Genomic DNA, 26669 nt, shown 5'->3' on the forward strand with positions numbered 1-26669 from the left:
TTATCATTTTAATATCAAATACATTTTTTGGCTGTATAAAAATGCTAAACAATACGACATGGTAATTTTAGATGGTTTATGGAGTTTTTCCGTAACTGGCGGCTATATATTGAAGATGTTAGGCGTTCCTTATTGTGTGTATACACATGGGATGCTTGATCCTTACTTTAATGAAAATAAAATTAAATATATTAAAAAACTTCCTTTTTGGTTTTTGGTTGAAAGAAATGTTATCGCTTTTGCAAATAAAGTTTTGTTTACATGCGCTGAAGAAATGAAGTTAGCTAACAACTCATTTCCGTTTTTTAAAGCAAATTCTGCTATTGCAACATTAGGTGTAGAAAAGCCAGTAAACGATAATGAGCTGATTTTAACAGAGTTTTTTCATGAATACCCTCGGTTGAAAAATAAGCGGATATTTTTATTTCTTAGCCGAGTACACCCCAAAAAGGGGCTTGAGCTATTAATAGACGCTGTTTCTGAACTTGAAGACTTTCCTGAAGATATTGTCTTCCTTATCGCTGGTCCAGGTGCTCTAAGTTATAGAGAAGATTTGGAGGTTCGCTGTAGGGATTTAGGTATATCAAATCGCTTTGAATGGGTTGGAATGCTATCTGGACAGACAAAGTGGGCTGCATTTTACTCGGCGGAGTGTTTTATTCTGCCATCTCATCAAGAGAATTTTGGTATTGTTGTCGCTGAAGCTTTATCAACAGGAACACCGGTTTTAATCACTAATAAAGTTAATATTTGGACTGAGATTGAAACCGAAATGGCTGGCTTTGTTGCGGATGATAATAAAGAAGGTATCCGTTCCCTAATAAGTTCATGGATTGCTCTATCGAAACAGCAGAAATTAGAATTTAATAACAACGCGTTACGCTGTTATGAAAAGCATTTTTCTATTCAAACTGCTGTAGTTGATTTTTGTAAAGCTGTCGATCTAGACGTTAGCTAACATATTATTATATCAGATTATTTTCCTCAGAGATTAAATAAAGAGAATCATATGAGTCTTAAACAATTGGCTTTTTCTTACCTCAAAAACCCACACAGCATTATAAAAAACATCCGTTACCGAATGTTTAATACACCATCGCATGAAAAGCACATATTCGTAATTGGTGCACCTCGAAGCGGAACTACGTTGATTCAATCTATTTTGTCGAGTAATGAGTTAATTACTTCTTTTGATGAAGAAACAGGATTTTTTATGTATCGAGATTTGTTTAGTAAGAAATATGAAGATATTGATGATGAGGTAATGAAAAATATTATATCAAACTCAAAAGATATGGTTAGCCTATTTGACTTACTTTCTAATCAAAAAAGAAAACAACACACTAAATCACAATACTTTTTAGAAAAAACGCCTCAACATGTTCTTTATCTGCCGAAACTGGTTGAGTTGTTTCCCAATTCTAAGTTTATAAATGTCTATCGAGATGTAAGAGATTCGTCTATTTCAGCGTCGAAATTTAAAGGTATTGAGCAAGGAAAAGATATAAAGAAATTTGTGCTTTATTGGCGAAAATGTATCAATGCTAGAAGCTCTGTGGTTAGTAATGCGATTATCGATGTTAAATATGAGGACTTTGTTCAAAATCCTGAAAATACGTTGAAGGAAATAATGGTATTTTTAGATATTGAGTATGATTCTCGACAATTGGATCCAACATTATTTTCTAAGAACAGCAGAGCAGGGACTGAGGGTTTTAAAAAGTTATCTTCAAAAATTGATAATAAAAGCGTAGGAAAATGGAAAAGTGAATTATCCGATGACGATTTACATCTTATTAACCGATATGCAAACAAGCAATTAAAAAGATTGGGATATTTGTAGTATGGATTTGATCACACAAAGGAATAAAAGAAGTGAGCCGAGTTTTACCCTTAAAAATAGGTTAGCTCGAGTGTTATGGAATATTACTTATTTGTTATTAATCAGATACAGCCCCGTTTTCTTAAAAAGGTGGAGGATTTTTATATATCGGTTGTTTAGTAAAAACATCCATAAAAACACTAATATCTATCCACGAGCTAAGGTTTGGGCACCTTGGAACTTAAGGTTGCAATCTGGAGCCTGTATCGCTAATGATGCCTATATTTATAATCAAGATGAAGTGGTAATTAATAAAAATGCCTTAATTTCACAAGGTGCTTTTATTTGCACTGGAAGTCATGATTACAATAGTAAGACGTTTAAACTAGTTACCAAACCAATAGTCATTGGAGAACATGCATGGATTGCAGCTGAAGCTTTTGTAGGGCCAGGAGTTGAAATTTGTGAAGGAGCAGTATTAGGTGCGAGAGGAGTTACATTCAAGAATTTAAAACCTTGGACTGTCTACAGTGGTAATCCAGCTTGTGAGATAAAAAATAGAAAAGTTGAGTCCGATTGGATTTAAGGAGCTAAAATGGTTACCAATTCGATCACTGCAATAATATTAACTTTTAATGAAGCTCAACATATAGAACGTTGCATAAAGTCACTACTTAATGTGTGTGACGAAATTTTTGTTATTGATAGTTTTTCCACAGACTCAACTAAAGAAATTTGCGAAAAACTAGGCGCAAAGGTGTATCAAAATCCTTGGACTAACTACGCCAACCAATTTCAATGGGGCCTGGATAATTGTCCAATCAATACTAAATGGGTTATGCGTATGGATGCTGATGAATATATAGAGGCTGATTTGCAAGTAGAGTTGAATCACGCATTAGACAAACTTGGTGATGATGTTCAAGGATTATATATACGACGAAAGTACTTTTTTTTAGGAAAGTGGATAAAAAATGGTGCCGTCTACCCTTTAAATCTACTGAGAATTTGGCAGCATAAACATGGTCGGATAGAGTCGAGATGGATGGATGAACATATCGTACTAGATGGCGGTGGAAAAACTAATCAACTTTCTGGACATATAGTCGACGATAATTTGAACAATACGCGTTGGTGGACCGACAAGCATAATAAATATGCTGATAGGGAAATGATAGATATTTTGGATAAAAAATATGGTTTATTTGAGTCTGACGAATCACTAAAAAATGATAGCTCGAATAGACAAGCTAAAATAAAACGATTTGTTAAAGAGCAGATGTACAACAATTTACCCATTTTTGTTCGGCCACTTTTTTATTTTTTATATCGCTATTTCATACGACTTGGTTTCTTAGATGGTAAACGAGGCTTCGCTTTTCATTTTATGCAAGGTTATTGGTATCGTAGCATGGTGGATCTGAGGGTATATGAAGCCGAACGCTTATTAGTTGGAGTGGAGTCTAATCAACAAAAAATTGAAATACTAAAGAGTTTAACGGGGTTAAAGCTCTAACGTTTTTTGCATACTTATGGTGCAATAAAGATTTGAATGTGTTCAATGAGACAATGCTAAATAAGTCAATAAAACAAGATCAGCTAGATGTCTGTTTTACTTAGTCTATTAAAAACATTCTTTTTTATGTTTCAATTAGATAATACAAAATTACAACACATTTTATTTATTGGTAAGAGGTTTGCATAGCGACTAATAAATTGTCGTTCATGTAGCGGAACTGTCGTAAGTTTAATTGGATATTTTAATAGGGATATAGCTTGAAGCTGCTTTTGAAAAGTTTAAATTATGCCCCAGAGTTAACAGGCATTGGCAAATACAATGGTGAAATGTGCGAAGCGTTTGCAGAACGAGGCTTAGGTGTAACCGCGGTTGTAGCGCCCCCCTATTATCCTGAATGGCAAGTTCATGATGGCTACCGTAAGTTTCTATACCAAACTGAAGCTAAAAATGAAGTAGAGCTCATTCGTTGCCCTTTGTATGTCCCTAAAAAAGTCACCACCATTAAACGCTTGCTGCATTTAGCTACTTTTGCTTTTAGTTCAGGTTTGGCACTTTTTAGTCGTCTTTTTAAAAAGCCGGACGTGATAATTTTGGTTCAACCTACTTTATTTTGTGCGCCTTTAACCTTGTTATATGCCAAATTAACAGGTACTAAAACCGTTTTACATATTCAAGATTATGAAGTGGATGCTATCTTTGGACTTGGATTAATGGGAGAGGGGAAAGCGGCCAGTGTAGCTAAAAAAATAGAACGTTGGTTGATGGCTGGGTTTGATGCAGTTTCTACCATTTCTTTTAGTATGATAGAGAATGCTAAAAGCAAAGGTGTGCCTGAAGGTAAGTTGATTCACTTTCCTAATTGGTCGGATACTTCCTTTGTAACTCCTGAAACTGATGGTTCTGCATTGCGTGAAGAATGGGGATTTAGCAAAGAAGATAAAGTTCTTCTCTATGCAGGTAATTTAGGTGCTAAACAAGGTTTAGAAATCGTATTAGAAGCCGCGGAGCGTTTAAAAGACAACCCTCACATCAAATTTGTATTTGTTGGTGCTGGTGCCAATGTTGATAACCTCAAACAATTAGCTTTTCAGCAAAACTTAAGCAATGTGTATTTTAAACCGCTGCAACCCTGGGAGCTTGTTCCACAAATGCTGGCAATGGCTGATATTCACCTGGTCATTCAGAAGAAAGGCGCGGCTGATGCGGTTTTACCGTCAAAACTAACGAATATTCTGTCTGCTGGTGGACATGCTATTGTCACCGCGGAAGCGCATACAGAGTTGGGGCGCATTGAGCTGCAACAACCTGGGATCTATGAGTGTATTGAACCTGAAAGTGCTGATACACTTGTGACATCAATCGAAAACGCTATTCAAAAAGATACGAATAAGCACAATGAGGTGGCGCGACAGTTTGCGTTATCTTATTTAGATAAAAATACCATCATTGATAATTTTTTAAATAAACTAGTAAAAATAACGGAATCAAATTCAGATTTTGCAAAGGAAATAAAATGACAAAAAAAGTCGCATTAGTAACTGGGGTTACAGGTCAAGACGGTTCTTACCTGGCTGAGCTTTTATTAGAAAAAGGTTATGAAGTTCACGGCATCAAACGTCGTGCTTCATTGTTTAATACTCAGCGTGTTGATCATATATATGAAGATGTTCATGTAGAGAATGCTAACTTTAAGCTTCACTATGGTGATTTGTCTGACTCGTCTAACTTAATCCGTATTATGCGTGAAGTTGAGCCTGATGAAGTCTACAACTTGGGTGCCCAGTCTCACGTTGCTGTTTCATTTGAAGCACCAGAATATACTGCTGATGTAGATGCTTTAGGTACCTTGCGTCTGTTAGAAGCTATTCGTTTCTTAGGTTTAGAAAAGAAAACCAAATTTTACCAAGCTTCTACTTCAGAGCTTTACGGTGAAGTTCAAGAGATTCCACAAAAAGAAACCACTCCATTCCACCCACGTTCACCTTATGCCGTGGCTAAAATGTACGCTTACTGGATAGCAGTAAACTACCGTGAATCTTATGGTATTTATGCTTGTAACGGTATTTTGTTTAACCATGAATCTCCGCGCCGTGGTGAAACCTTTGTAACACGCAAAATTACCCGTGCTGTCGCTAACATTGCCCAAGGCTTAGAGAAGTGTCTGTTCCTAGGGAATATGGACGCATTACGTGACTGGGGTCATGCAAAAGACTACGTTCGTATGCAATGGATGATGTTGCAACAAGACAAGCCAGAAGATTTTGTTATTGCTACTGGTAAACAAATTTCAGTACGTGAATTTGTACGTATGTCTGCAGCAGAAGCGGGTATTACTCTAGAATTTAGCGGCGAAGGTGTAGATGAAGTCGCTACAGTAACGGCCATTAGTGGTGACGATGCACCAGGCGTTAGCGTTGGTGATGTAATTGTTAAGGTTGATCCTCGTTATTTCCGTCCTGCAGAGGTTGAAACCTTGTTAGGCGACCCTTCAAAAGCCAAAGAAAAATTGGGTTGGGTACCAGAGATCACAGTAGAAGAAATGTGTGCAGAAATGGTACAACACGATTTGGATAAAGCCAAACAACATGCCTTGTTGAAAGAACATGGTTATTCAATGGCCGTTTCCAGAGAATAGTAAAAAACATTCAACACATTAAAAAGCACATTAACCAATGTGCTTTTGTTTTTTACATCGGTATCCATGGGCTAAAGCCCATGCTACACAAGGGAATTGGAATAAATCTCTTGTAGACTTGGGCTTTAGCCCGGGTAAAACAAAGCACCTTTTGCATACTGGCTACAACCCAGTGAAATGATCATTATTTAAAGAGAAAACCAACATGAAAAAAGTTTTTGTTGCAGGCCACAGAGGCATGGTGGGTTCTGCCATCGTTCGTCAGCTGACAAAACAAGGTGATGTGGAAATTGTCACTAAAACCCGCAAAGAGCTAGATCTTACTAGCCAAGCTGAGGTCAGTGAGTTTTTCGCTAAAGAAAACATCGAACAAGTATATTTAGCTGCAGCAAAAGTCGGTGGGATCATTGCTAACAACACTTACCCTGCTGAATTTATTTATGAAAACTTAATGATCCAATGCAACATTATCAATAGTGCGCATGTTGCTGGTGTCCAAGACTTGTTGTTCTTAGGCTCTTCATGTATTTATCCTAAGTTGGCTGAACAGCCAATGTCAGAAGATGCTCTGTTAACCGGTACCCTTGAACCTACTAATGAACCTTATGCCATTGCTAAAATCGCTGGTATTAAGCTGTGTGAATCTTACAACCGCCAATACGGTCGCAACTATCGTTCAGTCATGCCTACCAACTTGTACGGTGAAAACGATAACTTCCACCCTGAAAACTCTCATGTTATTCCAGCCCTTATTCGCCGTTTCCATGAGGCGAAGTTGGAAGGTAAACCTGAAGTAGTTGCATGGGGAAGCGGTAAGCCTATGCGCGAGTTTTTGCATGTGGATGATATGGCTGCAGCCTCTATCTATGTGATGCAACTTGATAACGCTACTTATGAAGCGAATACCCAGCCAATGCTTAGTCACATTAATGTAGGAACCGGTGTTGATTGTACTATTCGTGAGTTAGTTGAAACCGTTGCTAAGGTAACCGGCTTTGAAGGTGATATTAGCTTTGATGCGTCTAAACCTGATGGTGCCCCTCGTAAACTAATGAACGTATCACGCTTAAAAGATTTAGGCTGGCAATACAGCATTTCATTAGAAGAAGGGTTAGCGAGTACTTATGAGTGGTTCTTGGCAAATCAAGACAGCTTTAGAAAGTAAGCTTTGGATTAAATAAGAAATATGTTTCTAGACAAACCAACCTTTAGTACCGTGATTGCCAGCACACCACTGGTATCTATAGATTTGGTGATCACCAATGAAAACAATGAAGCGCTGCTTGGCCAGCGCTTAAATCGTCCAGCTAAGGGATATTGGTTTGTGCCTGGCGGTCGAATCTTAAAAGATGAGTCTCTGGCCAATGCATTTAAACGTTTGACCGAAGAAGAGCTAGGTGAAGCTTTCACCATGGATCAAGCAAGCCTGCTTGGTCCTTATGACCATTTTTACCAAGATAATGTGTTTGGGGATGAGTTTACCACTCACTATGTGGCAATAGCTTACAAGTTAAAATTAAAGCAACCGTTACAAAACCTGCCCTTAGATAAACAACACGGCAGTTATCAATGGATGCCAATAACTGATGTGTTAAATAGTGAACAGGTGCATAAGCATACTAAATGGTATTTTGAACACTCAATCAACTATTAATTAAATTTGAAACATCGAAAGTATATAAGAAAATTAAATGTAGAATATTCTACCACTGGTAAGGACCTCAAGTGAAAATTCAATATCGGCCTGAAATAGATGGATTAAGGACTATAGCTGTAATTTCGGTTTTAATATACCATCTGAAAATACCGTTTTTCGACGGTTATTTCCTTAGTGGAGGGTATCTTGGTGTAGACATTTTCTTTGTTTTGTCGGGTTACTTAATAACCTCAATTATACATCGGGAAATATTAGAAACTGGTCGCTTTAGTTTCATGAATTTTTACTCGAAACGTATTAAGCGCATTATACCTCCGTTAATACTTGTGATTTTAGTGAGTTTACCAGTTGCTTGGTTAGTACTTTTACCTACTGAGCTCATGCGATACGTCTCGTCTTTACTTGCTGCATTAGGTTTCTACAGTAATATTTTTTGGTTTCTCGAACTAGGGGAGTATGGGGCTCAGTCTGGTTTATTACAACCCATGCTTCATACTTGGAGTCTGTCTATCGAAGAACAGTTCTATGTTTTATTTCCTATTGTTTTTATTTTGCTTTGTAGAATCAAAAACGTCCGAATTCTTTTGGGTTTGATGATATTTGCTACTATTTTTAGTTTATACCTAGCTCAAGTAACCACGGAATATAAACCTCCACTATCTTTCTTTTCACCTGTTAGCAGAGCGTGGGAGCTCTTAGCGGGCGCAACATTGGCCGTCTTTACATTCTATTATCGTAATTATTTACCCAAACTAACTAGTTTGAAAATAATACCTGTAGCAATGATTGTCATAATTCTAACGTCACTTATATTTTTAGATATGAATGGTGCAGCCCATCCAGGGTATGCCACGGTGCCTGTTGTTTTTGCTACGTGTGGCTTAATCTATTTCTCCCATTCTCAAGAAGTTGTTACACAGTTACTTTCCAGTCGACCTTTTGTTTGGATTGGAAAACTGTCATATTCTTTATATCTTTGGCACTATCCAATTTTTGCGTTTGCTAGACTCACTTCAATTGATAGTCCAACTATCCTTGATATGATTCTTTGGGTTACTTTAACTTTCATATGTGCTTGGCTAGGCTATAAATTAATAGAACGCCCGTTCAGATTTAAAATAAAGAAAAGCGTATTTTTTGTTGCACTTTTTAGCTCTCTGATTGTCATTATATTATTTTCATTTCAAGTCAATTTACGCGACGGGATTCCTTCACGCTTTAGCAATATATCATCTCATTATGGCGACAATGAGATAGACAATGAAGTGCTGCGAAAATCTTCATTTTCTGTACTTGATAGCTTTTCGAGTGAAGAAATAAGTATGTGGAATGCCGCTAAACCGTCACAACAAGAGATTGAAAATAATTGGTTTAGCTCGAAAGAAGGTGAAAAAGTTTTAATAGTAGGTAATTCTCACAGTAAGGATATGTTCAATGCTTTGTATTTGAATCGGAATTTATTTGAAGGAATTGAATTTGCTCGATATGCGATCGGAGCAGACTTGGAGCCATCTGAATTTTCTAATATGTACGAAACACCTAATTTTAAGACTGCAACAACTATTTTAATCTCACCAAAATATAGAACGTCTTCTATTGGGAACTTGCAAGAACTAATTCCTGAATTATTTTCACGTGGTAAGAAAGTCATTTTAGTTGGAAATACTGCAGAATTTGTTTCTCCTAGCTCATTGACAATTTTTGATTGGTACATGCGTCGTCTAAAAGGTCAGGTAAATATTGAAGAAGTAAATGGACTTGGGTATCGATATGAGGCTTCCGAACCACATATCTATAGTGGCGAAGTCAAAAAATTAGCTAAAGCTTTCAATATTCCTTTTTATGATCGTAGAGAACTTATATGTTTCGATGTTTCAAGAAAATGTTCGTTAGTTACGCTAAATGGCCGGAAAACTATGTATGATGATAGTCATTGGACTTTAGAAGGTGCTGAGTATTTCGGTTTAAAAGCATACGAAAATGGTTGGTTCATAAATTAATTTTCGAGAGGGTTAGCCAAAGCATTTGGTCAACCCCTAGAAATCAACATATGAAAATAATGCTTCAAGAGGGGGGGTTAGCACCAAGCAACTGAGGCGCTTGGTGTTATCTTACTTCAAGTGCTTTACTTTTAGTTTCATGATGTCGTAATCGCTTATAAAGTAAAGTTAAGTATACCATTGGAAAACCTGCCATTGGATCAACAAAATTGTAGTTACTAATGGAAGTTTATCTCAGAGTTGTTGAGTAACGACGAAGTGCATACCCATACCAAGTGGTATTTTGAATAAGAACCTTTTTGAACGCCAGTTAATGAAAATGAAGTGTAAATATTAAGCCGAATTCTCTTTGACTAGTTCGTAAAGTTTAACATCGAGTTTATTTACCTCAGCAATAACATCTAAATCTGATTGTTCGACCTCTGTTTGTTTTGGCCGTTCAGAGGTTACATTTAACTTACTAACTTTGTATTCGTCATGAAATGAAGCTTTATCAGCCAACGAATGCATCGCTAAACTTAAATTATTTAATGTACCAACAACCGAATACTCATCTTTAAGAATGTTGTAAGCCCCCAAAACGGACATTTTCTTATCCGTCATTTCTTTATATAGATAATGACCTGGTGATCGCAGAACATAATAGTAATGTGAGATTATTCTATCAACAGGATCTCGTAATAGAGTTGCCCTAATAATTTCTGAATTGGTGTATTTTCGAAGTTTATGGGCTCCATGGCCTAGAATAAGATTATACGAATTCCGTTTTTTCCGGTAAAGACATAAAGAGGTTAATACTCTTCGATGGTTTTCTTCCGTCAATAGTAAATATATTTTTCATGAAATACTGCGATTTTAAATAACTGGTCACAGTTGTCCCTCCACATTTAGGGACATGTTCAAATAGCACTCTTTTGGGGGTAGGTTAAGAATAAATTTCGAATTTGGTAAAGCGGGAAATACAAATTGAGTTGACTCATATACTTCTCAAACTAACGCTGTAAGAAAGACTAAGGTTATTCCATTTTATCAAGTAATGTAGACTTTTTTACTAACTTTATTGGCTACAGTACCTGCCTACAGTGTATTATTTGGATAAATGCTTAATTACGCCACCAATAAACCTGCGAATATATAAAAATGGCAGATAATAAGCGGGCTTTTTGCCGTATTTTCGATAAACTTCAGCCGCTGGTGGAAATGCCATTTCTTTAATATACATCCACTTTTCTAGTACGCTTTCTCGCTGTTTAAAAGAGCGCTTAAACTGTTGGTAACGAGTTTCAATTGTTATCAAATAATCCAATTCAGAATTTGATGAAGCATCCCTTAATTTTTCTATTGTTAATACAAGACTAGGATCTGAAAAGTAACTATTGGCAAGATTCAGTGCAAAGTTCGCTAATTTCGTTAGGCCTTTTTTATCGATTAGCTTTCTAAAGGTTTGTTTTTCGTCAGGGTTCATTGTTTGACACAGCAGCAATAAATCATACAACCAAATTAACTTAACCGTATCGCCTACATTTCGATGGTGCAGCATATGCACTATTGCATGTATTAAAGCATAAGGTTTGGATACCAATGGCACGTTTTGTAGTGTGTTTGTATCGGCAGCTTTAAGCAGTTCATCGAAGGTGATAATATTTTCAACACCACGTTCGTTACTTAATCGAAGATGAATATCAAAATCAACGTTTACTCCAGGACTTAAGGTTTTACGCATTGAAAATTGGTTGATAATAGCTGTAGGGTTCCATCCTCTTGGATTGGAAAAGCCCATAGTCTTAAATGCATTAATAACGGCATCTTTATCATCTATACGAATAATTATGTCGACGTCCGCTTTGGTTCGTAATAACGGGGTCGGGTAAACTGTATGACTAAGAGCATAACCTTTAAGTACCACAAAATGAATGCCAGCCTCTGATAGCTTTATGAGTGTTGGATAATACTGTTGATCTATTAATTGATTACGTAGATTTTGGTGTAGCTGGAAGTTAGTTAAATCTTTAAAAAAAGATTTTTGCGATTGATTGGTTTCGATTACTCGAGCAAGCACTGCTGCCACACCGTGTTCAATGGCAATGTTTAATACGTCTGTACTATTGTAGTTTTTAAATTCCTTATCCATAGAAAATTCGGAGCTATTAAGCTTAGTTGCCAACCATTTTAAATAAGCCTCATTAGTATTTTTAGAAACTTTCGTAGTTGTACTATTCACTTGTTAAAATCCGTTTAGCTTTTCGCAAAGTTGGAATTTTGAGACCAACAGCTAAGATAGTTACGAAATAAGCAGCCAAGACTGGTAATTGAAAATTGAAGTCGATTAACGAGTGAATGAGAAAGGCGTTACAGGATGTAAAGCAACTAATTTGCAGCCATTTAGTTGAGCGCTCATTTAGTTTTATGCTGGAATACAATTTAAAGATTAGAAAGGCTATGGTTAAGCCCATCAATATAAAACCTAATATTCCTTGGTTGCTTAGTAGTTCCAAATAATCATTGTGGACATGCTGCCACATTTTATTGCCAGATAAAAACTCAGATTTATAGCTATTTTGAATGATTGGAAAAGTTCCTGCACCCGAGCCCGTAGCAGGAAAGTCTGAGAGAATGGTTAATGCTGTTTGCCTTTGTATATCACGACCGTTTTGCCCGTACGATTCTAACCTATTAATTAATCTGTCGCTTAGTCCAGAAAGTAAAATGATTAAAACCATAGCTATTACTGCAACAGATGTTTTTAACCAACTTTTAAAGTGGAACGTTTTTAAAATTTTTTTTGGTTTAAATAACGCAAATGAAAGCAGTAGACTAACTACTAAAGCTAGTAATCCACCTCTTGAAGTATTGAAAATTAATACGAAAAATAAGAAAACACCAACGAGTAAAAAAAACGCCCTACCAGATAGTAAAAAACCTAAGGGATGGTGTGAGAGCTTACTAGTTTTATATGTTGTTAAAAGTCCTAATGCTAAAGGAATAGTCAGTATTAACAATGCTGCAAAATGATTTTTATAACTTAATGGTCCCGTAATTGTTGTGTGATTAGACCCATTCCAAGGGGGAAGAGGCTTTAAATAAAGAATGCTTCCTTTGGTTAGGTAATTAGCCAAAGCATATAAAGAAGCCAGGGTAGTTGTAACCATAATTACAGTTAAAACCGTCTTTGCTTGTTTTTTTGTTCGAATAGCCAATAAAAAGCTAATAAATAGAGCGAAATAACTCGTTTGTTTTAAACTTTCATACTGAGTTGCATCTTGTGACAAAGTCAAAGGAGCGTAATCTAATGTCTGTCTATTAATTATATTATATGTACCTTGATACCAATCAACGATACTAGGATTAATAAAATTAACTACTCCAATTGGTAAAGGGATAGTTTGAATAACAGTACAAAGCAAATATAAGCTCCAAACTGTAAGTGAAAATTTTATAGATGATAATTCTTGAAAGTTACTACTTCTTCTCTTGAAAATTGCAATGCATAACGTTAGGTATATACAAACTTGAAAAAAGGAATACTGCCATTGTATTTCACCACCTCTAAACCAGGGTAGTAAAATCAGAATACCCATCAAAAATAATAAAACTTTACTATCTTGATGTCGTTGTGATGCATGAACCATTAATAATTTCATTCTGAAAGTGAAGGCGGAAGAACTGCCTGTTTATGTTTTTTGAACTGAATTAAATGTTTTTTTCGGGTAAGTAAAGGTTCTATGAAATCTAGCAACGTTGGATCATTATAATTCTTAAGAAGATTAAAGGCGAAATTTTGATTTCTTTTGAATTTGAATATATGAATAAGCATATTTTTTGCGTGATCTTTGCTTTCAAAATCTAAATGCGACCAATATTCGAATACTAGTGGCAAGCTTAACTTCTGAACCTGATTTTCATATCGGCCAATAGATAAAGCATGTTGTAGGTAAACAATTGCATCTTTTGTTTCATTTCTCCGAAAGTGGTATTTTGCTAGGTAAATCCAGGGTAATTCCCAAGAAGGTTGGACCAAAATAGCTTTATGGTAGTTCTGAATGATAACTAGGTGGCTACTGTCATTTGCAATTGATTGCTTTTTTTGATCAAGTAAATCATAGGCTTGTGCTAAAAAAAAATATATCTCAGAGCGCTTTTTACCTAGCTTGAAAGATGTATTCAACCTTCTAATAATAGTTGAAATTTCTGTTTCTGTTGATTTTTCTAACTCGACTTTCGTCGCCTCAATGTCTAACTGGGGTTTGATGATGAGTGCGCTGGCAATTAAGTGCTTAAGCGAATGAAATGCAAACATACAACTTAAAATTAGAGCTAAGCAAATAAGAACTAATTTAATTCTATTAGCGCTCATAATAAATCGATTAACGTCAGTTTGTCTAAACTGCAGAATACATTAGCACTTTCATCTCCAGTGAGAGATCTCGCTGTATCAATACCATACTTCAAATCCGGTGCTCGCCCTTTTAAATTATGGCAATCAGAAGCGATAGCAAAAACTTTGTTTTTTTCTAACAAGTTTATAGCCATCTGCTGTGCTTCATCCCCAAACTTACCTGTTAAACTGCTGGCGGTAATTTGCAGTGGGCAACCCATATCGGTAAATGTTTGTAATTTGTGAGGGTGGTTCAAAAAGGTTTTATTCCGTTCAGGGTGCACAATAAGCGGAATAATGTCTTTTTGCAGTAGCCAGCGCACTAGGTTGTCACTTCCGTGGGGTACATCGATTCGAGGGAATTCTAACAAGAATGTTTTCTTGCCTAGGTATGTTCCGAGCCAAGGAATTTGATCTTGCTGCGCTAATTGCATAAGTTCAGTACCAATGCGAATCTCTGCTCCTAAGCGTAGCTCAATGTTTATATTGGCGTCTGCCACTTGCTGCTTAAATAGCGCAAATCGATTAATTAAATCAGCTTTGGTATTCTCGTAACGACCATAGTGAATGTGTGGAGTGAGCACCTGTGTTTTCACTCCCTGATCCACAGCCATTTTTAACATTTCCAGCGCTTCTGCCAGAGTTTTTGCTCCGTCATCTACTCCTGGTAAAATATGGCTGTGAATATCTATCATCAGTGTCTGTTAATACCTATTTCGATTAGCTTTTCACGTTTTCAGGCTGAACCACAGTACCGTAGTATTCGCCAGAATAATAATGATCACCGTAATAACTCATCTTTTGCGGTTCGGCTACCGTTAATACCGCGCCTATTACATTAGCATGGAGTTTTTGCAGGCGTTTTACCGCTTCTTTAGATACTTTAATTTTAGTCTCTTCTGCACGCACAGCCACTATCACGCCATCAACCTTCGTACCTACAATACAGGCATCACTTACCGGCAACGTTGGTGGGCCATCTAATATAATATGATCGAAGTGGGTTTTTAACGACTGTAAGGCTTTAGCAAACTTTTCTGACGACAATAGCTCAATGGGGTTGTGGGGAACAGTACCACAGGGTATTACATTAAACTCTTTATTGTCGGTAGGGTTCACAATGCAATCGGCGAAGTTTACTGTACCTGCTAAAAGATCCGTTAATCCTTGGCGAGATTGAATCTTAAGGTTTTTGGCAATACTTGGCTTACGTAAATCGACTTCAAGCAACAAGGTTTTACCAATTTGACTGTAAGCTGCCGCTAAGTTCATGGCTAAGGTCGATTTACCTTCAGAGCCGGTAGCCGAGGTAACCAATAGGGTTTTTGGTGGGTTATCAATGTTCGAAAATTGTAGCCCAGTACGTATACTGTTGATACTTTCAGCAAAAACCGAACGAGTATCTTCGGCATATTCCATTTCTGGAATAGTGTGAGTGTCTTTTTTCTTCAGAGCCATGGTAATACCCAGGGCTGGAATATTTAAGTTTTCTTCCAATGCATCTGGTGTGCGATAGGTATTGTGTAGCGCCTCTTTAACAAAGGCCAATACCACCCCAAAAAATAAGCCCATAAATATCGACAAGGCTATAATTAATTTCACATTAGGTTTGATTGGCGAGCTCGGAACCGTCGCTGTATCTATTACTTGTACGTTAGAGGCGTTAAAGTCACCGCGAATATTGGTTTCCATTAAACGATTAATAAAGGATTCATAGATACGACGGTTGTTTTCTACCTCACGTTCCAAGGAAGTAAGGGTAAAGTTTGACCCTTGTAATGATTGTATCTCGTCTTTTTCGTTGGTCAGTAAACGCTGAATGTTATTTACTTGCTGGCTTGCTAATCGATAATCACTTTCAATGCGATCAACAATTTTTGCTATTTCTCGAGACAAACTATCTTGTACGCTCTTTAATTCAGTGCGAGCAGAAATCATTTTAGGGTGTTTTTCTTTATAACGCTCGAATAGCTCGTCTACTTTACTTTTTAATCGGGTTTCTTCTTTCACTAAGTCACTGGCGGTTTTGTTCTGTAATACGGACCCTAAGGAATAAAAAGCACTAGAGTTAGCAGGGACATTTTTAACTTGGCCGTATAACTCTTCAGCTGTACTGAGTTCAGTTTGTGCTCTTATCAATTGATTATTCAAAGACTGCAAACGAGAATTAGCATCTTGTTGTTGCAATGACGTATCGACAATGCCTTGCTGCATTCTAAAATCACGAAGCTTATTTTCAGAGGCTGTTAACTGTGCTTTTAGCTCTGACGATTGTTCCGATAACCACTTTTCAGTATTTTTTACATCGCCTAAGCGAGATTCTAACCCAAACTGAATGTAGGCTTCACCTAACGCATTGATGATGTCGGTAGCTAACTGGGGATCATCTGACTGATAACTAATATTAATAATCTGACTTTGTTTACCGCCACTAACGCTTAAGCCACCTTGAATTTTCGATGCTAACATTACTTTGATGTCGTGGTCAGATCGTTTTTTATTAACTGTATTAATGTTATTTTTGCCAAAAAGTGCGGCGATTTCTTGTTTTATCTCAGTAAGAGTAGCTGATAGACCGCTGTCTTTTTTACCGTGATTTGCCCGTTGCTCTTTTTTATACCTGTCTACTAAGCCAAGTTTATCAACAACAGTTTCTGCAATGGCGCGAGATTGTAATATTTCATATTGAGTTTCATAGAATAAAAATACCAAGGCTGAGGCAATATATTGCTCTTCTCTTGCTGCATTAGGTTGCTGGGGGTCGGCTAATATTTTTGAACTGGCTTGATAAATTGGCGTTGCCGTAGCAGCAATATAACCGCCAATTAATAGGCAAACCAAAGTGACTGCGGCAATTAACCATTTGGCTCGTTTAATGGTGCGCCAATATTGGCTTAAATCCAACGTATCTTCAGCATTGTCGTCGGTTATAGCGGGGTTCAAGCCTTGTTGTGATGTCATGTTTTCACTGTTCCATTTGTATTACGCTAAGTCTAAGTAAAGCGCTATCTATCTTTTTACTGATTTTTTAAACTCTTAGTGCAAATTCGTGTGTATCGGCGTTTAAGTCAATACTTAAAATAGGCTTTTAGAAAAAGCTTTCTTCCACGGTTATTACGTCGCCTGGTGTAACAGGGGCATTTAAGTCTACTTTTTTGCGTTCACTATGTTGTGCTTCATTTAGCAAATAGATGTTGCTTTTAGAAGCACGTTCAGTAAACCCACCCGCAATGGTAACGGCAATCTGCACTGTCATTTTGGTTCTAAAGGGGTAACTGCCAGGTCTTTTCACTTCGCCATTAATATAAAACGGACGGTATTCGGCAATACTCACAGACACACTGGGTTTTTTAAGGTAGTCATCACCAAATAACTTAGTTAGCAAGGCCTCTACTTCAGGTACGGTTTTGCCTTGCACTTCTACTTGGCCCAAAAGGGGAACCGAAATAGTCCCTTCGTCAGTGATCTGTGCTTCTTTTAGTCCCAACTCGGGTTCGTCAAACACAGTGACCGAAATGGCATCGCCGGTGGATAAGCGATATGTGCTATCACTGTCATCACTTTGTGCAAATGCATTCACACTCAAACCTGCACATATAATGCTAATGAACAAAAGAATACGTTTTTTCACTTAATAGTTCCTTTTCAAAATCTGCAAATTGACTAATCGATTAACCAGTCAATACCTAACGTAAATATATTTGAGTCATAATCAAAAAGTTCTAAATTCGAACTGCGTTTTTTAAGGGTGTAATCGAAATACACTTCCAGACTACGCTTTAATGCAAAAGTGTATTTAGTTGATAATGCACTTAAATTATCACTGCGATCTTCTGAGCTACCGAAATCGTCCTGACGATAGTTGTAGTCAAAACCTATTTTACTTTTGGCACTAAATTTGTGGTCTAGCCCTATGGAATAGGTTTCACTTATAAAGCTAGGTAGGCCTTGTACCGCGCTTTCTCGGGTTGAGCGGTCAGCCCCTACTTTTATCGTTGAATAGGAGTTAGGTTTCCAAACCATATCTAAATAAAAAGCCAGACCAGAAATATCATTTAGCAGAGCATTATCATAATCGACATCTTGGTAACCCACTTTGAATATTCCAGTAGTTTTAGCCGTAGCTGTCCACTCTACACCCATTAAATAACGATTTTGATTAGCTGAAGCATTAAAAAATTCAGTATTTTTGTAACTCAATTCGTCCATGCTTGCTTCAATTAATAATCGAGTTTTGGGGGCTAATCGATAGTAAAATGTTCCTGTAATTCGATTTGAATCGTAATCACGGAATGTTTGACCATTGTTATCGTATCTGCGTTTATCTAATCCATAAGCTATCCGTATCTGACCAATGCTATTGTTAGTTCCATAGGTTCCTGCGGCTTTTAGGGAAGAAGACGATATCTCCGTAAATTCGTCTAACACGCTGGTTGCAGCATTGTTTGTGCCAGGTTCTTCAATTTTGTCTGAATAACCAAGTGTCAATTCAGAGGTGAATTTAGACGTATGTTTATACTGACCTTTTAAGGATGCTTCATGTTCTGCGAAGTTTAAATCACGCAAATCATTATGTTGACGATAGTTGCCCTTATATAGTGCATCAAGTTGCAGGGATTCATAAAGTTCGGTTAATTTTAGTGCAGGGGCAAGTTGCAAAAACTGATCGGATAGTTCTTCTGAGCTACGAAAAATGTTGTCATCATGGCCAATATTAGCGCCAATGACCGCTGAAAAACCTTCATGCTGTTGCGCATAGGCGGAATTGAAACACGCCGAAACAATAAGCATTAAAATAAGCTTGGGGAGGGATTTCTGTGAACCAGAAATCATATTGTTAAAGTTAATCATACAGCTCTTTCCATAAACTCCGGCCTTTCTCTCAAGTGGCTAATAGCCTGCTTTTCGAGAGAACTCCTGCATTACCACAACTAAGCGAGTTGATTAACGCATAATCGCCGTGGAAAATAGCAAATATCGACGCAAAAATATAGATTAATTGGTAATTAAATTTTTGTGACGGCATCTATTTTATTGCTCATTCGGTTCAACAGGTTTTACTAATTTTAACGAACGACTACACCCGTTAATTTTAGCTTGCTTATGTTCTTACAAACTAATGCCCAAAGGTAATGCACATTTCGCACCAAAGGTGTTCTTTTTTCAGTTGGCATTATCTACATGCGGAGTTGTGTGTTTGTGTGATAAACTTGAAGCTGTTCGATATTTTTAATGCAGTCTATATTTGACGTGCTTCATTTAGGTTTTTCATGTTTAAACGGCTAATTACAGCGATAATGATAACTACCTTGCTATTAAGCCAAGGGGTTTCTGCGTTGGCGATCGCCTGTGATATGGAAAATATGCCTGAAATGGGCCAAAGCACACTGAATTCTGCCCCTGTTATGGCGCAACAGCATAATTCACATGTTGAGAAGCCCCATCACAATATGGATTTGGACACGCATTCGAGCATGCATTCAATGCAAGACTGCTGCAACAAAACCTGTGATTGCGAACACGGCACTGCCTTTTCAGCAGCGTTGTTTGTGGCCAATCCATTTCCTGATTCAATGATCAACCATACCGATGTTATCGCCGAGCAATACAACGCCCTCGACGCCCACACATCCAATTTAATCAAACCCCCGATTAGTTAAAACCTCCCAAAATAGATCCGCCTTTTTTCCGGCACACGTGATTTACCATATGCCTCGTAGCATGGCCTTTAGGCCATGGAGATAGGCATGAAGAGATCAATCAATCTCGCGGGGCTAAAGCACCCGCCTACATTCGGGATGTATCAATTGTTTGTGCGGGCTAAATCAATCGCCCATTGTTTTTTTGGAATTATTTTACTAATAGAGTTTTGACATGTTTAAGCTTAACTATTTAACCCTTATTTTCTTCGCAGGTGTGTTTGCGTTTCTGCTGTCTGCGGCCCAGGCAAACGTTGATGTGACCAAGCGGCAATTAACCTTACAAGACGCGGTGCAATTGGCCATCGACAATGATCCTTGGCAAAAGAGTAATCAATTGCAGGGGCGGGCTTTGTCGTCACAAAGTATCGCGGCTGATACTTTACCCGATCCGGTTTTATCCATGGGCTTGCTTAATCTGCCAACCAACGGGTTTGCATTCGACCAAGAGGCCATGACTCAGCTTAAGGTGGGTATTGCCCAACAATTCCCACGGGGCGAAAGTCTTGCTATTCGTAAACGCCAACTTGAGCAACTTGCTGCTAAACATCCGTATCTGGCCCAAGATCGCCGTGCACAAATTGCAGTTACTGTCTCTCAGCTATGGCTCGACGGTTATGCCGCTCAACAAAAAATTCAATTGTTGCAGCAGGAAAGTCCGTTATTCGAGCAACTGGCGCAGACTGTTGCATCGCAATATGCCTCAGGGCAGCGGCGTACTCGTCAAGAAGATGTAGTGCGAGCAAACCTTGAACTTGCACGACTAGAAGACCGCTTAACCCAATTGCACAGTGATAAAGAGACAGCCATGGCAGCCTTGTCACAATGGATAGCAAATGAACATTTTGACCAGAACAATCTGAGTGCTTTCGATTTTGTACTCAACCAGACAAGCGGCAATCAAGCACAGACCAACCAAGCACAGACAGCCATGTTTCCGGCGATGACAGAATTTGTATCTGAGCCCTTTGATCGGCAACGTTTTGGACAGCTACTTGCCAAACATCCTGCGGTAATGGCGTTACATCAAACCATTTTGGCTGGGCAGGTTGGTGTTAAGCTTGAACAACAAAAGTATCAACCTCAGTGGGGAGTGAATGCCAGTTATGCCATGCGCGCCGACGATCAGGCTGGGCAAAGTCGTGCAGATTTCTTTTCTATTGGCGTGTCAGTGAACTTGCCATTGTTCAATCATCAACGCCAAGACCAATCTGTTCAGGCAGCAAAGTATCAAGCCGAATCCCTGAAAACAGAAAAACGATTGTTGCTGCGCAACATGTTGTCACAACTTGACGTGTTGATGAGCCAGCGCTTGCGTCTTGAAGACAGACTGGCTAATTACGACACCTCTATTTTACCCAAAATGCACGAGCAAGCTGAGGCAGAACTTACCGCTTACACCTCTAATAGAGGTGATTTTGAGGAAGTGATGCGCGCCAAAATTAGCGAATTAAATAGTCGTTTAGAACGAGTTTCAATTGTAACTAAACAGCAAAAAGTAAATGCTCACTTACAATATTTCTTCGTGCAGGCAGACCTTAGTGATGGCCAGCGTTCTAAACTGGCATTAGGAGAACAACAATGAGTCAAGGTAATAATCAACCTGCAAATAACAATACAAAACGAAAACCTGTGTTTTGGCTGATTGCTGGTTTATTCGCGGGAACAGCTGCAACCAGCTTGTATTTCAACGCAGTTAATCTGCATGGGCACCCCCAAGCGAGTTCTTCAGCAGCGAATCAATCTAATCAAGATGACCCTCTTTATTGGGTAGCCCCCATGGACCCAAACTTTAAGCGCGACCAACCAGGTAAATCGCCCATGGGCATGGATTTAGTACCTGTTTATGCTAATGACGGTGCAAGCCACACTAATGATGGCGCAAACAAAGATAGCCCAGGAACGGTTTATATCGCCCCAAATATTGTCAATAATTTGGGGGTGCGCACTGCAAAAGTCTCTAGAGCCCACATGCATGTGCCAATTCACACGGTTGGTTACGTTGGTTATAACGAAGATGCGCTGGTGCATATTCATGCCCGTGCTCAAGGTTGGGTAGACAAACTTTATGTTACCGCCTCGGGTGAGCCGGTGGAAAAAGACCAGCCTTTATACGCTCTTTATTCTCCAGAGTTAGTCAATGCCCAAGAAGAATACCTTTTAGCGGTAAATCGAGGGAACAAGGTTTTAATCAACGCTGCATTAGCACGTTTAGTGGCTTTGCAAATGCCTGAACAAGCGGTTGAAACTTTAAAGCGAACACAAAAAGTACTACAAACCGTGGAGTTTCGGTCACCCCAAGCAGGAGTGGTGGATAACTTAAATATCCGCGAAGGTTTTTTTGTCAATCCAGAGCGCACGCTAATGTCCATAGCGTCACTTGACGATGTATGGGTGGAAACCGAGGTATTTGAGCGGCTCTCGCCTCAAGTGGAAGTGGGTCTGCCTGTTACCATGAGTTTGGACTATCTTCCTGGTGAAAGCTGGCAAGGAGTCGTGGACTACATTTATCCTACCTTGAACGCACAAACGCGTACCCTGCGCGCGCGACTTAGGTTTAGCAATAGCCAACAAAAACTTAAACCAAACATGTTCGCCCAAGTGGTGATCCACAGCAAAGCTAGTGAAAACACCTTGTGGGTTCCAAGTGAAGCGGTGATCCGTACACGCGAACAAAACCGCGTAGTGCTGGCCTTAGGTGATGGACAATTCAAATCCGTAGCCGTCACACTGGGCAGAGTCGTTAATGGACAGGCACAAATCCTCGATGGATTAGAACAGGGCGATAACATCGTTACCTCGGCGCAGTTTCTACTGGACTCAGAAAGTAGTATCAACTCCGACTTCTCGCGCATGACAGCAGTTCCAGATATACAAGAAGCAGATAAACAAGACACCCATGTTAATCATGGCAATGCCAGTGGTATGGATCACAACATGGACAGTCATGATATGTCGGGTATGGATAATCAAGACAGCCATGTTAATCACGGGGCAAATAAACAAGACACCCATGTAAACCATGGCAATTCCAGTGGTATGGATCACCACGGAGCGAATAAACAAGACAGCCATGCAAACTCCTCGAATAAGCTATTAGAGTCTGAGGGGAAGTCGTTCACTGTAATGGGGGATGTTAAGACTATTTTGTCAGACTCTCGGCATTTAAAAGTGAGCAATGAAGACTTTGATAAGTGGCGGAAGGGTCGCTCAACCATAGATTTTATGGTGGCTGAGGATGTTGATATCAGTGAAGTTCATGTTGGTTCGCAAATTCATTTCACTTTTGTCATCCATGCTGGGCATTTTATGATCACGGATTTGATGGTTCATTCGCAAATGCAGGATGAAGATAGCGGTAACGATAGCGACGACGCTGAAATGCCTCAGGGAATGCATCATGATTGAGCGGCTTATTCATTGGTCCATTAACAATCGATTTTTGGTGCTGTTATGCACCTTGCTGATGGTTGGAGTGGGTGTCTACAGCGTGAAAAACACGCCAGTGGATGCAATTCCCGATTTGTCTGACGTGCAGGTCATCATTAAAACCAGTTATCCAGGACAGTCACCTCAGGTGGTGGAAGATCAAGTGACTTATCCCATCACAACGGCCATGTTGTCTGTTCCTGGCGCGCAAACGGTGCGTGGTTTTTCGTTTTTTGGTGACTCTTATGTGTATGTGATTTTTGATGACAAAACTGATCTCTATTGGGCGCGAAGCCGAGTTTTAGAGTATTTGTCACAAGTTTCCGCGCGATTACCTGAGTCTGCCAAGCCGCAACTAGGGCCTGATGCCACAGGTGTGGGTTGGGTGTTTATGTATGCTCTAACAGATAAAAGCGGCCAGCACGACATTAGCCAGTTACGTTCGCTGCAGGATTGGTTTTTGAAATTCGAGCTACAAACGGTGCCGGGAATTGCTGAAATTGCCACTGTCGGCGGCATGGTTAAACAATATCAGGTCACTATTGACCCCGATAAGTTGCGGGCTTACAACATTCCTCTTAGCCATATTCAAACTGCCATCCGCCAAGGCAATCAGGAGGTGGGGGCCTCTGTAATTGAAATGGCGGAAGCGGAATATATGGTCACGGCCACAGGCTACTTAACCGGAATTGCCGATTTGCAATCTATTCCCCTTGGTTTGAATGCCAAAGGCACGGCGTTGCAATTGCGCGACGTGGCCGATATTCGTTTGGGCCCGCAAATGCGCCGCGGCATTGCCGAGTTAAATGGACAAGGTGAAGTGGTTGGCGGTGTTGCTGTGATGCGCTTTGGCGAAAACGCACAAAAAACCATTGATGCACTTAAAGCTAAGTTACAAAGTCTGCAAGGCAGTTTGCCCGATGGGGTTGAAGTGGTAACCGTTTACGATAGGTCGGAATTGATAACCCGAGCGGTAGACAATTTATGGAATAAATTAGCTCAAGAGTTAATCATCGTGGCTCTGGTGTGCGCCTTATTCTTATTTCATTTGCGCTCTGCAATAGTGGCGGTGGTGAGCTTACCCATGGGCATTTTGATTGCCTTTGCGGTGATGTATTGGCAAGGCATTAACGCCAACATTATGTCTTTGGGAGGAATTGCCATTGCCATAGGAGCCATGACCGATGGCGCTATTGTGATGTTGGAGAACTTGCATAAGCACATGGAAAAAACGCCCTTAACTGAGCAGAACCGTTGGCAAGTTGTGGCTAAAGCGGCGTCTGAAGTGGGGCCTCCGTTATTTTTCAGCTTGTTGATCATCACTGTGAGTTTTTTGCCAGTGTTTATTCTCGAAGCGCAAGAAGGACGGATGTTTGCTCCCTTGGCTTATACAAAAACCTACGCCATGGCCGCTTCGGCGGGGTTGGCTGTCACCCTCATTCCGGTGTTAATGGGGTATTTGGTAAGGGGTAAAGTGCTCAGTGAAGCCAAAAATCCACTCAATAGGCTATTGATCGCCGCTTATACGCCAGCACTCAAACTGGTTCTAAGATTCCCCAAACTCACTTTAGTGGCAGCCGTTTTGGTGGCTTTGGTTGGCTTTTATCCACTGAGCAAAATTGGTAGTGAATTTATTCCGCCTTTTGATGAAGGGGACCTAATGTATATGCCTACCACTTATGCCGGGCTATCCATTGGCAAAGCCCGCGAGGTATTGCAACAAACTGATAAGTTAATTGCCACTATCCCAGAGGTGAAAAGCGTGTTTGGCAAAATCGGCCGCGCTGAGACCGCCACAGATCCGGCCCCTCTGACCATGATTGAAACCGTAATTCAATTAAAACCGCGTTCCCAGTGGCGTGCTGGATTAACCACCGAGGATTTGCGCAAAGAACTCGATGAAGTGGTGCAGTTGCCAGGATTAACCAATGCTTGGGTCATGCCCATTCAAACTCGCATTGATATGCTGGCAACGGGTATTAAAACCCCTGTGGGAATTAAAATTGCTGGAGCAGATATTAACGTTATTCAACGAATTGGCCAGGATCTAGAAAAGCTGCTGTCTAAGCTGGAAGGGACTGCGTCGGTTTATGCCGAAAGGGTGGCTGGTGGACGTTACATAAAAGTAGATATCGACCGCGAAAAATCAGCCCGTTACGGTCTAAATATCGGTGATGTGCAACAAGTTGTCGCCACCGCCATTGGCGGTAGGAATATCACGCAAACGGTGGAGGGTTTAGAGCGATATCCTGTGAATGTGCGTTATCCACAGTCTTATCGAGACTCCCCAGAGGCCTTGCAACTGCTTCCTATTGTCACTCCCAAAGGGCAGCGCATAGCACTTGCGGATGTGGCCAATGTGTATATTGAAGATGGACCGCCGGGGATTAAGAGTGAAAACGCGCGCATCAACGGTTGGACCTACATTGATATTGAAAACATTGATGTGGGTAGCTACGTGGAAAATGCCAAAGCGCTGGTGGCGCAAAACCTAGACTTGCCCAGTGGCTACAGTCTGCAATGGGCTGGACAATACGAATACATGCAGCGAGCTACTGAAAAGCTCAGTTATGTTGTGCCATTAACCTTGGCGATTATTGTGCTGTTGCTGTACCTAAACTTCCGAAATATTACCGAGGTGATGATCATTATGGGCACCTTGCCATTGGCATTAATCGGCGGAATTTGGTTGTTATATATTGAAGGTTTTAACCTATCAGTGGCCGTGGGTGTGGGCTTTATCGCCTTAGCGGGAGTGGCGGTGGAAATTGGTGTAATTATGCTGGTTTACCTAAACCAAGCCTTCCAAGACTTATTGGACAGGCATGTTAAGGTCGATGCAAAGCAGAGTTTAGACAGCCATGATGAAAAGTCATCGGCAAGTTCTTCAAGCATTAGTAAACAAGCCTTAATAGAGTCGGTTTTAGACGGTGCCGGGAAGCGAGTGAGACCGGTGATTATGACGGTAGCGACAGTGATGATAGGGTTGTTGCCAGTTATGTATGGCACAGGTACAGGATCAGAAGTGATGAGCCGCATCGCCGCCCCCATGGTAGGCGGCATGGCAAGTGCGTTGTTATTGTCATTGTTAGTTGTGCCAGTAGTGTTCTATTTATGGCGAAAACACCAATTAAAATTGTAACACGGCCATAATTTGCGGGGCTAAAGCACCCGCCTACAGGTCTGGGTTGTAGCATGGCCTTCAGGCCATGGAATGTCGGGCCATAATTTGCGGGGTTAAAACACCCGCCTACAGGTCTGGGTTGTAGCATGGCCTTTAGGCCATGGAATGTTAGGTTTAACGTTCTTGTAACATGGCCTTTAGGCCATGGACCACGGGGCCATAATTTGCGGGGCTAAAGCACCCGCCTACAGGTCTGGGTCGTAGCATGGCCTTTAGGCCATGGACCACGGGGCCATAATTTGCGGGGTTAAAACACCCGCCTACAGGTCTGGATTGTAGCATGGCCTTCAGGCCATGGAATGTTAGGTTTAACGTTCTTGTAGCATGGCCTTTAGGCCATGGATTGCGA

The 26669-nt window shown here is 39.8% G+C and carries 21 protein-coding genes; 13 read left to right on the plus strand and 8 right to left on the minus strand.

The window, feature by feature from the left end; translation table 11 throughout:
* From ABJV04_RS14055 to ABJV04_RS14095, 9 genes are all read left to right on the plus strand, one after another.
* Positions 1-958: glycosyltransferase (locus tag ABJV04_RS14055; RefSeq protein WP_348492181.1), on the plus strand; the 958-nt coding region annotated here is incomplete at its 5' end.
* Positions 959-1009: 51 nt separating this feature from the next.
* A complete protein-coding gene (locus ABJV04_RS14060) occupies positions 1010-1843 on the plus strand; it encodes a sulfotransferase (RefSeq protein WP_348492182.1) in 834 nt (277 codons plus the stop codon).
* A 1-nt stretch (position 1844) separates the two neighbouring features.
* Positions 1845-2408 (plus strand): hypothetical protein, encoded by a 564-nt coding sequence (locus ABJV04_RS14065; protein WP_348492183.1) that lies wholly within the window; start codon positions 1845-1847, stop codon positions 2406-2408.
* 9 nt (positions 2409-2417) lie between these two features.
* A complete protein-coding gene (locus ABJV04_RS14070) occupies positions 2418-3338 on the plus strand; it encodes a glycosyltransferase family 2 protein (RefSeq protein ID WP_348492185.1) in 921 nt (306 codons plus the stop codon).
* A gap of 260 nt (positions 3339-3598) precedes the next feature.
* Positions 3599-4858: a glycosyltransferase WbuB gene (locus ABJV04_RS14075; protein WP_348492186.1), complete on the plus strand. Its 1260-nt coding sequence runs from the start codon at positions 3599-3601 to the stop codon at positions 4856-4858.
* A complete protein-coding gene (gene gmd, locus ABJV04_RS14080; protein ID WP_348492187.1) occupies positions 4855-5976 on the plus strand; it encodes a GDP-mannose 4,6-dehydratase in 1122 nt (373 codons plus the stop codon). The genes ABJV04_RS14075 and gmd overlap by 4 nt, the downstream gene beginning before the upstream one ends.
* Before the next feature lie 205 nt (positions 5977-6181).
* Positions 6182-7141, plus strand: coding sequence for a GDP-L-fucose synthase (locus ABJV04_RS14085; RefSeq protein WP_348492188.1), 960 nt, complete (start codon positions 6182-6184; stop codon positions 7139-7141).
* A gap of 21 nt (positions 7142-7162) precedes the next feature.
* Positions 7163-7630: a GDP-mannose mannosyl hydrolase gene (locus ABJV04_RS14090; protein ID WP_348492189.1), complete on the plus strand. Its 468-nt coding sequence runs from the start codon at positions 7163-7165 to the stop codon at positions 7628-7630.
* A gap of 71 nt (positions 7631-7701) precedes the next feature.
* Positions 7702-9633 (plus strand): acyltransferase family protein, encoded by a 1932-nt coding sequence (locus ABJV04_RS14095; RefSeq protein ID WP_348492190.1) that lies wholly within the window; start codon positions 7702-7704, stop codon positions 9631-9633.
* Positions 9634-9966: 333 nt separating this feature from the next.
* On the opposite strand, the gene ABJV04_RS14100 is transcribed toward ABJV04_RS14095, so the two are convergent.
* The 8 genes from ABJV04_RS14100 to ABJV04_RS14135 all read right to left on the minus strand — a co-directional run bounded on the left by ABJV04_RS14100 (position 9967) and on the right by ABJV04_RS14135 (position 18859).
* Entirely contained in the window at positions 9967-10221 is a 255-nt protein-coding gene (locus tag ABJV04_RS14100; RefSeq protein ID WP_348492191.1) for a hypothetical protein, read from the minus strand.
* Positions 10222-10720: 499 nt separating this feature from the next.
* A complete protein-coding gene (locus tag ABJV04_RS14105; protein WP_348492192.1) occupies positions 10721-11764 on the minus strand; it encodes a nucleotidyltransferase family protein in 1044 nt (347 codons plus the stop codon).
* An 82-nt stretch (positions 11765-11846) separates the two neighbouring features.
* On the minus strand, positions 11847-13262 hold the full coding sequence (locus ABJV04_RS14110; protein ID WP_348492193.1) for an O-antigen ligase family protein: 1416 nt from the start codon (positions 13260-13262) through the stop codon (positions 11847-11849).
* Positions 13263-13270: 8 nt separating this feature from the next.
* Complete coding sequence (locus ABJV04_RS14115; protein ID WP_348492194.1) at positions 13271-13987, minus strand: hypothetical protein; 717 nt, start codon at positions 13985-13987, stop codon at positions 13271-13273.
* Positions 13984-14703, minus strand: coding sequence for a CpsB/CapC family capsule biosynthesis tyrosine phosphatase (locus tag ABJV04_RS14120; protein ID WP_348492195.1), 720 nt, complete (start codon positions 14701-14703; stop codon positions 13984-13986). Before ABJV04_RS14120 ends, ABJV04_RS14115 begins: the two co-directional genes overlap by 4 nt.
* Positions 14704-14728: 25 nt before the next feature.
* Positions 14729-16969, minus strand: a complete 2241-nt coding sequence (locus tag ABJV04_RS14125) for a polysaccharide biosynthesis tyrosine autokinase (protein WP_348492196.1) — start codon at positions 16967-16969, stop codon at positions 14729-14731.
* 127 nt (positions 16970-17096) lie between these two features.
* On the minus strand, positions 17097-17639 hold the full coding sequence (locus ABJV04_RS14130) for a polysaccharide biosynthesis/export family protein (RefSeq protein ID WP_348492197.1): 543 nt from the start codon (positions 17637-17639) through the stop codon (positions 17097-17099).
* Positions 17640-17671: 32 nt separating this feature from the next.
* The gene (locus ABJV04_RS14135) at positions 17672-18859 is read right to left on the minus strand and encodes an outer membrane beta-barrel protein (protein ID WP_348492198.1); all 1188 of its coding nucleotides are present in this window, start codon (positions 18857-18859) and stop codon (positions 17672-17674) included.
* A gap of 419 nt (positions 18860-19278) precedes the next feature.
* On the opposite strand from ABJV04_RS14135, the gene ABJV04_RS14140 reads away from it, so the two are divergent.
* The 4 genes from ABJV04_RS14140 (at position 19279) to ABJV04_RS14155 (ending at position 26278) form a co-directional block, all read left to right on the plus strand.
* Complete coding sequence (locus tag ABJV04_RS14140) at positions 19279-19668, plus strand: hypothetical protein (protein ID WP_348492199.1); 390 nt, start codon at positions 19279-19281, stop codon at positions 19666-19668.
* 214 nt (positions 19669-19882) lie between these two features.
* Positions 19883-21292, plus strand: coding sequence for a TolC family protein (locus tag ABJV04_RS14145; protein ID WP_348492200.1), 1410 nt, complete (start codon positions 19883-19885; stop codon positions 21290-21292).
* Entirely contained in the window at positions 21289-23115 is a 1827-nt protein-coding gene (locus ABJV04_RS14150) for an efflux RND transporter periplasmic adaptor subunit (protein WP_348492201.1), read from the plus strand. The genes ABJV04_RS14145 and ABJV04_RS14150 overlap by 4 nt, the downstream gene beginning before the upstream one ends.
* Positions 23108-26278 carry an efflux RND transporter permease subunit gene (locus tag ABJV04_RS14155; RefSeq protein WP_348492202.1) on the plus strand — a complete coding sequence of 1057 codons (3171 nt, stop codon included), beginning with the start codon at positions 23108-23110 and terminating at the stop codon, positions 26276-26278. The genes ABJV04_RS14150 and ABJV04_RS14155 overlap by 8 nt, the downstream gene beginning before the upstream one ends.
* Positions 26279-26669 lie beyond the last annotated feature (391 nt).

This window comes from Aliiglaciecola sp. (assembly GCF_039982535.1).
Classification (GTDB): domain Bacteria; phylum Pseudomonadota; class Gammaproteobacteria; order Enterobacterales; family Alteromonadaceae; genus Aliiglaciecola.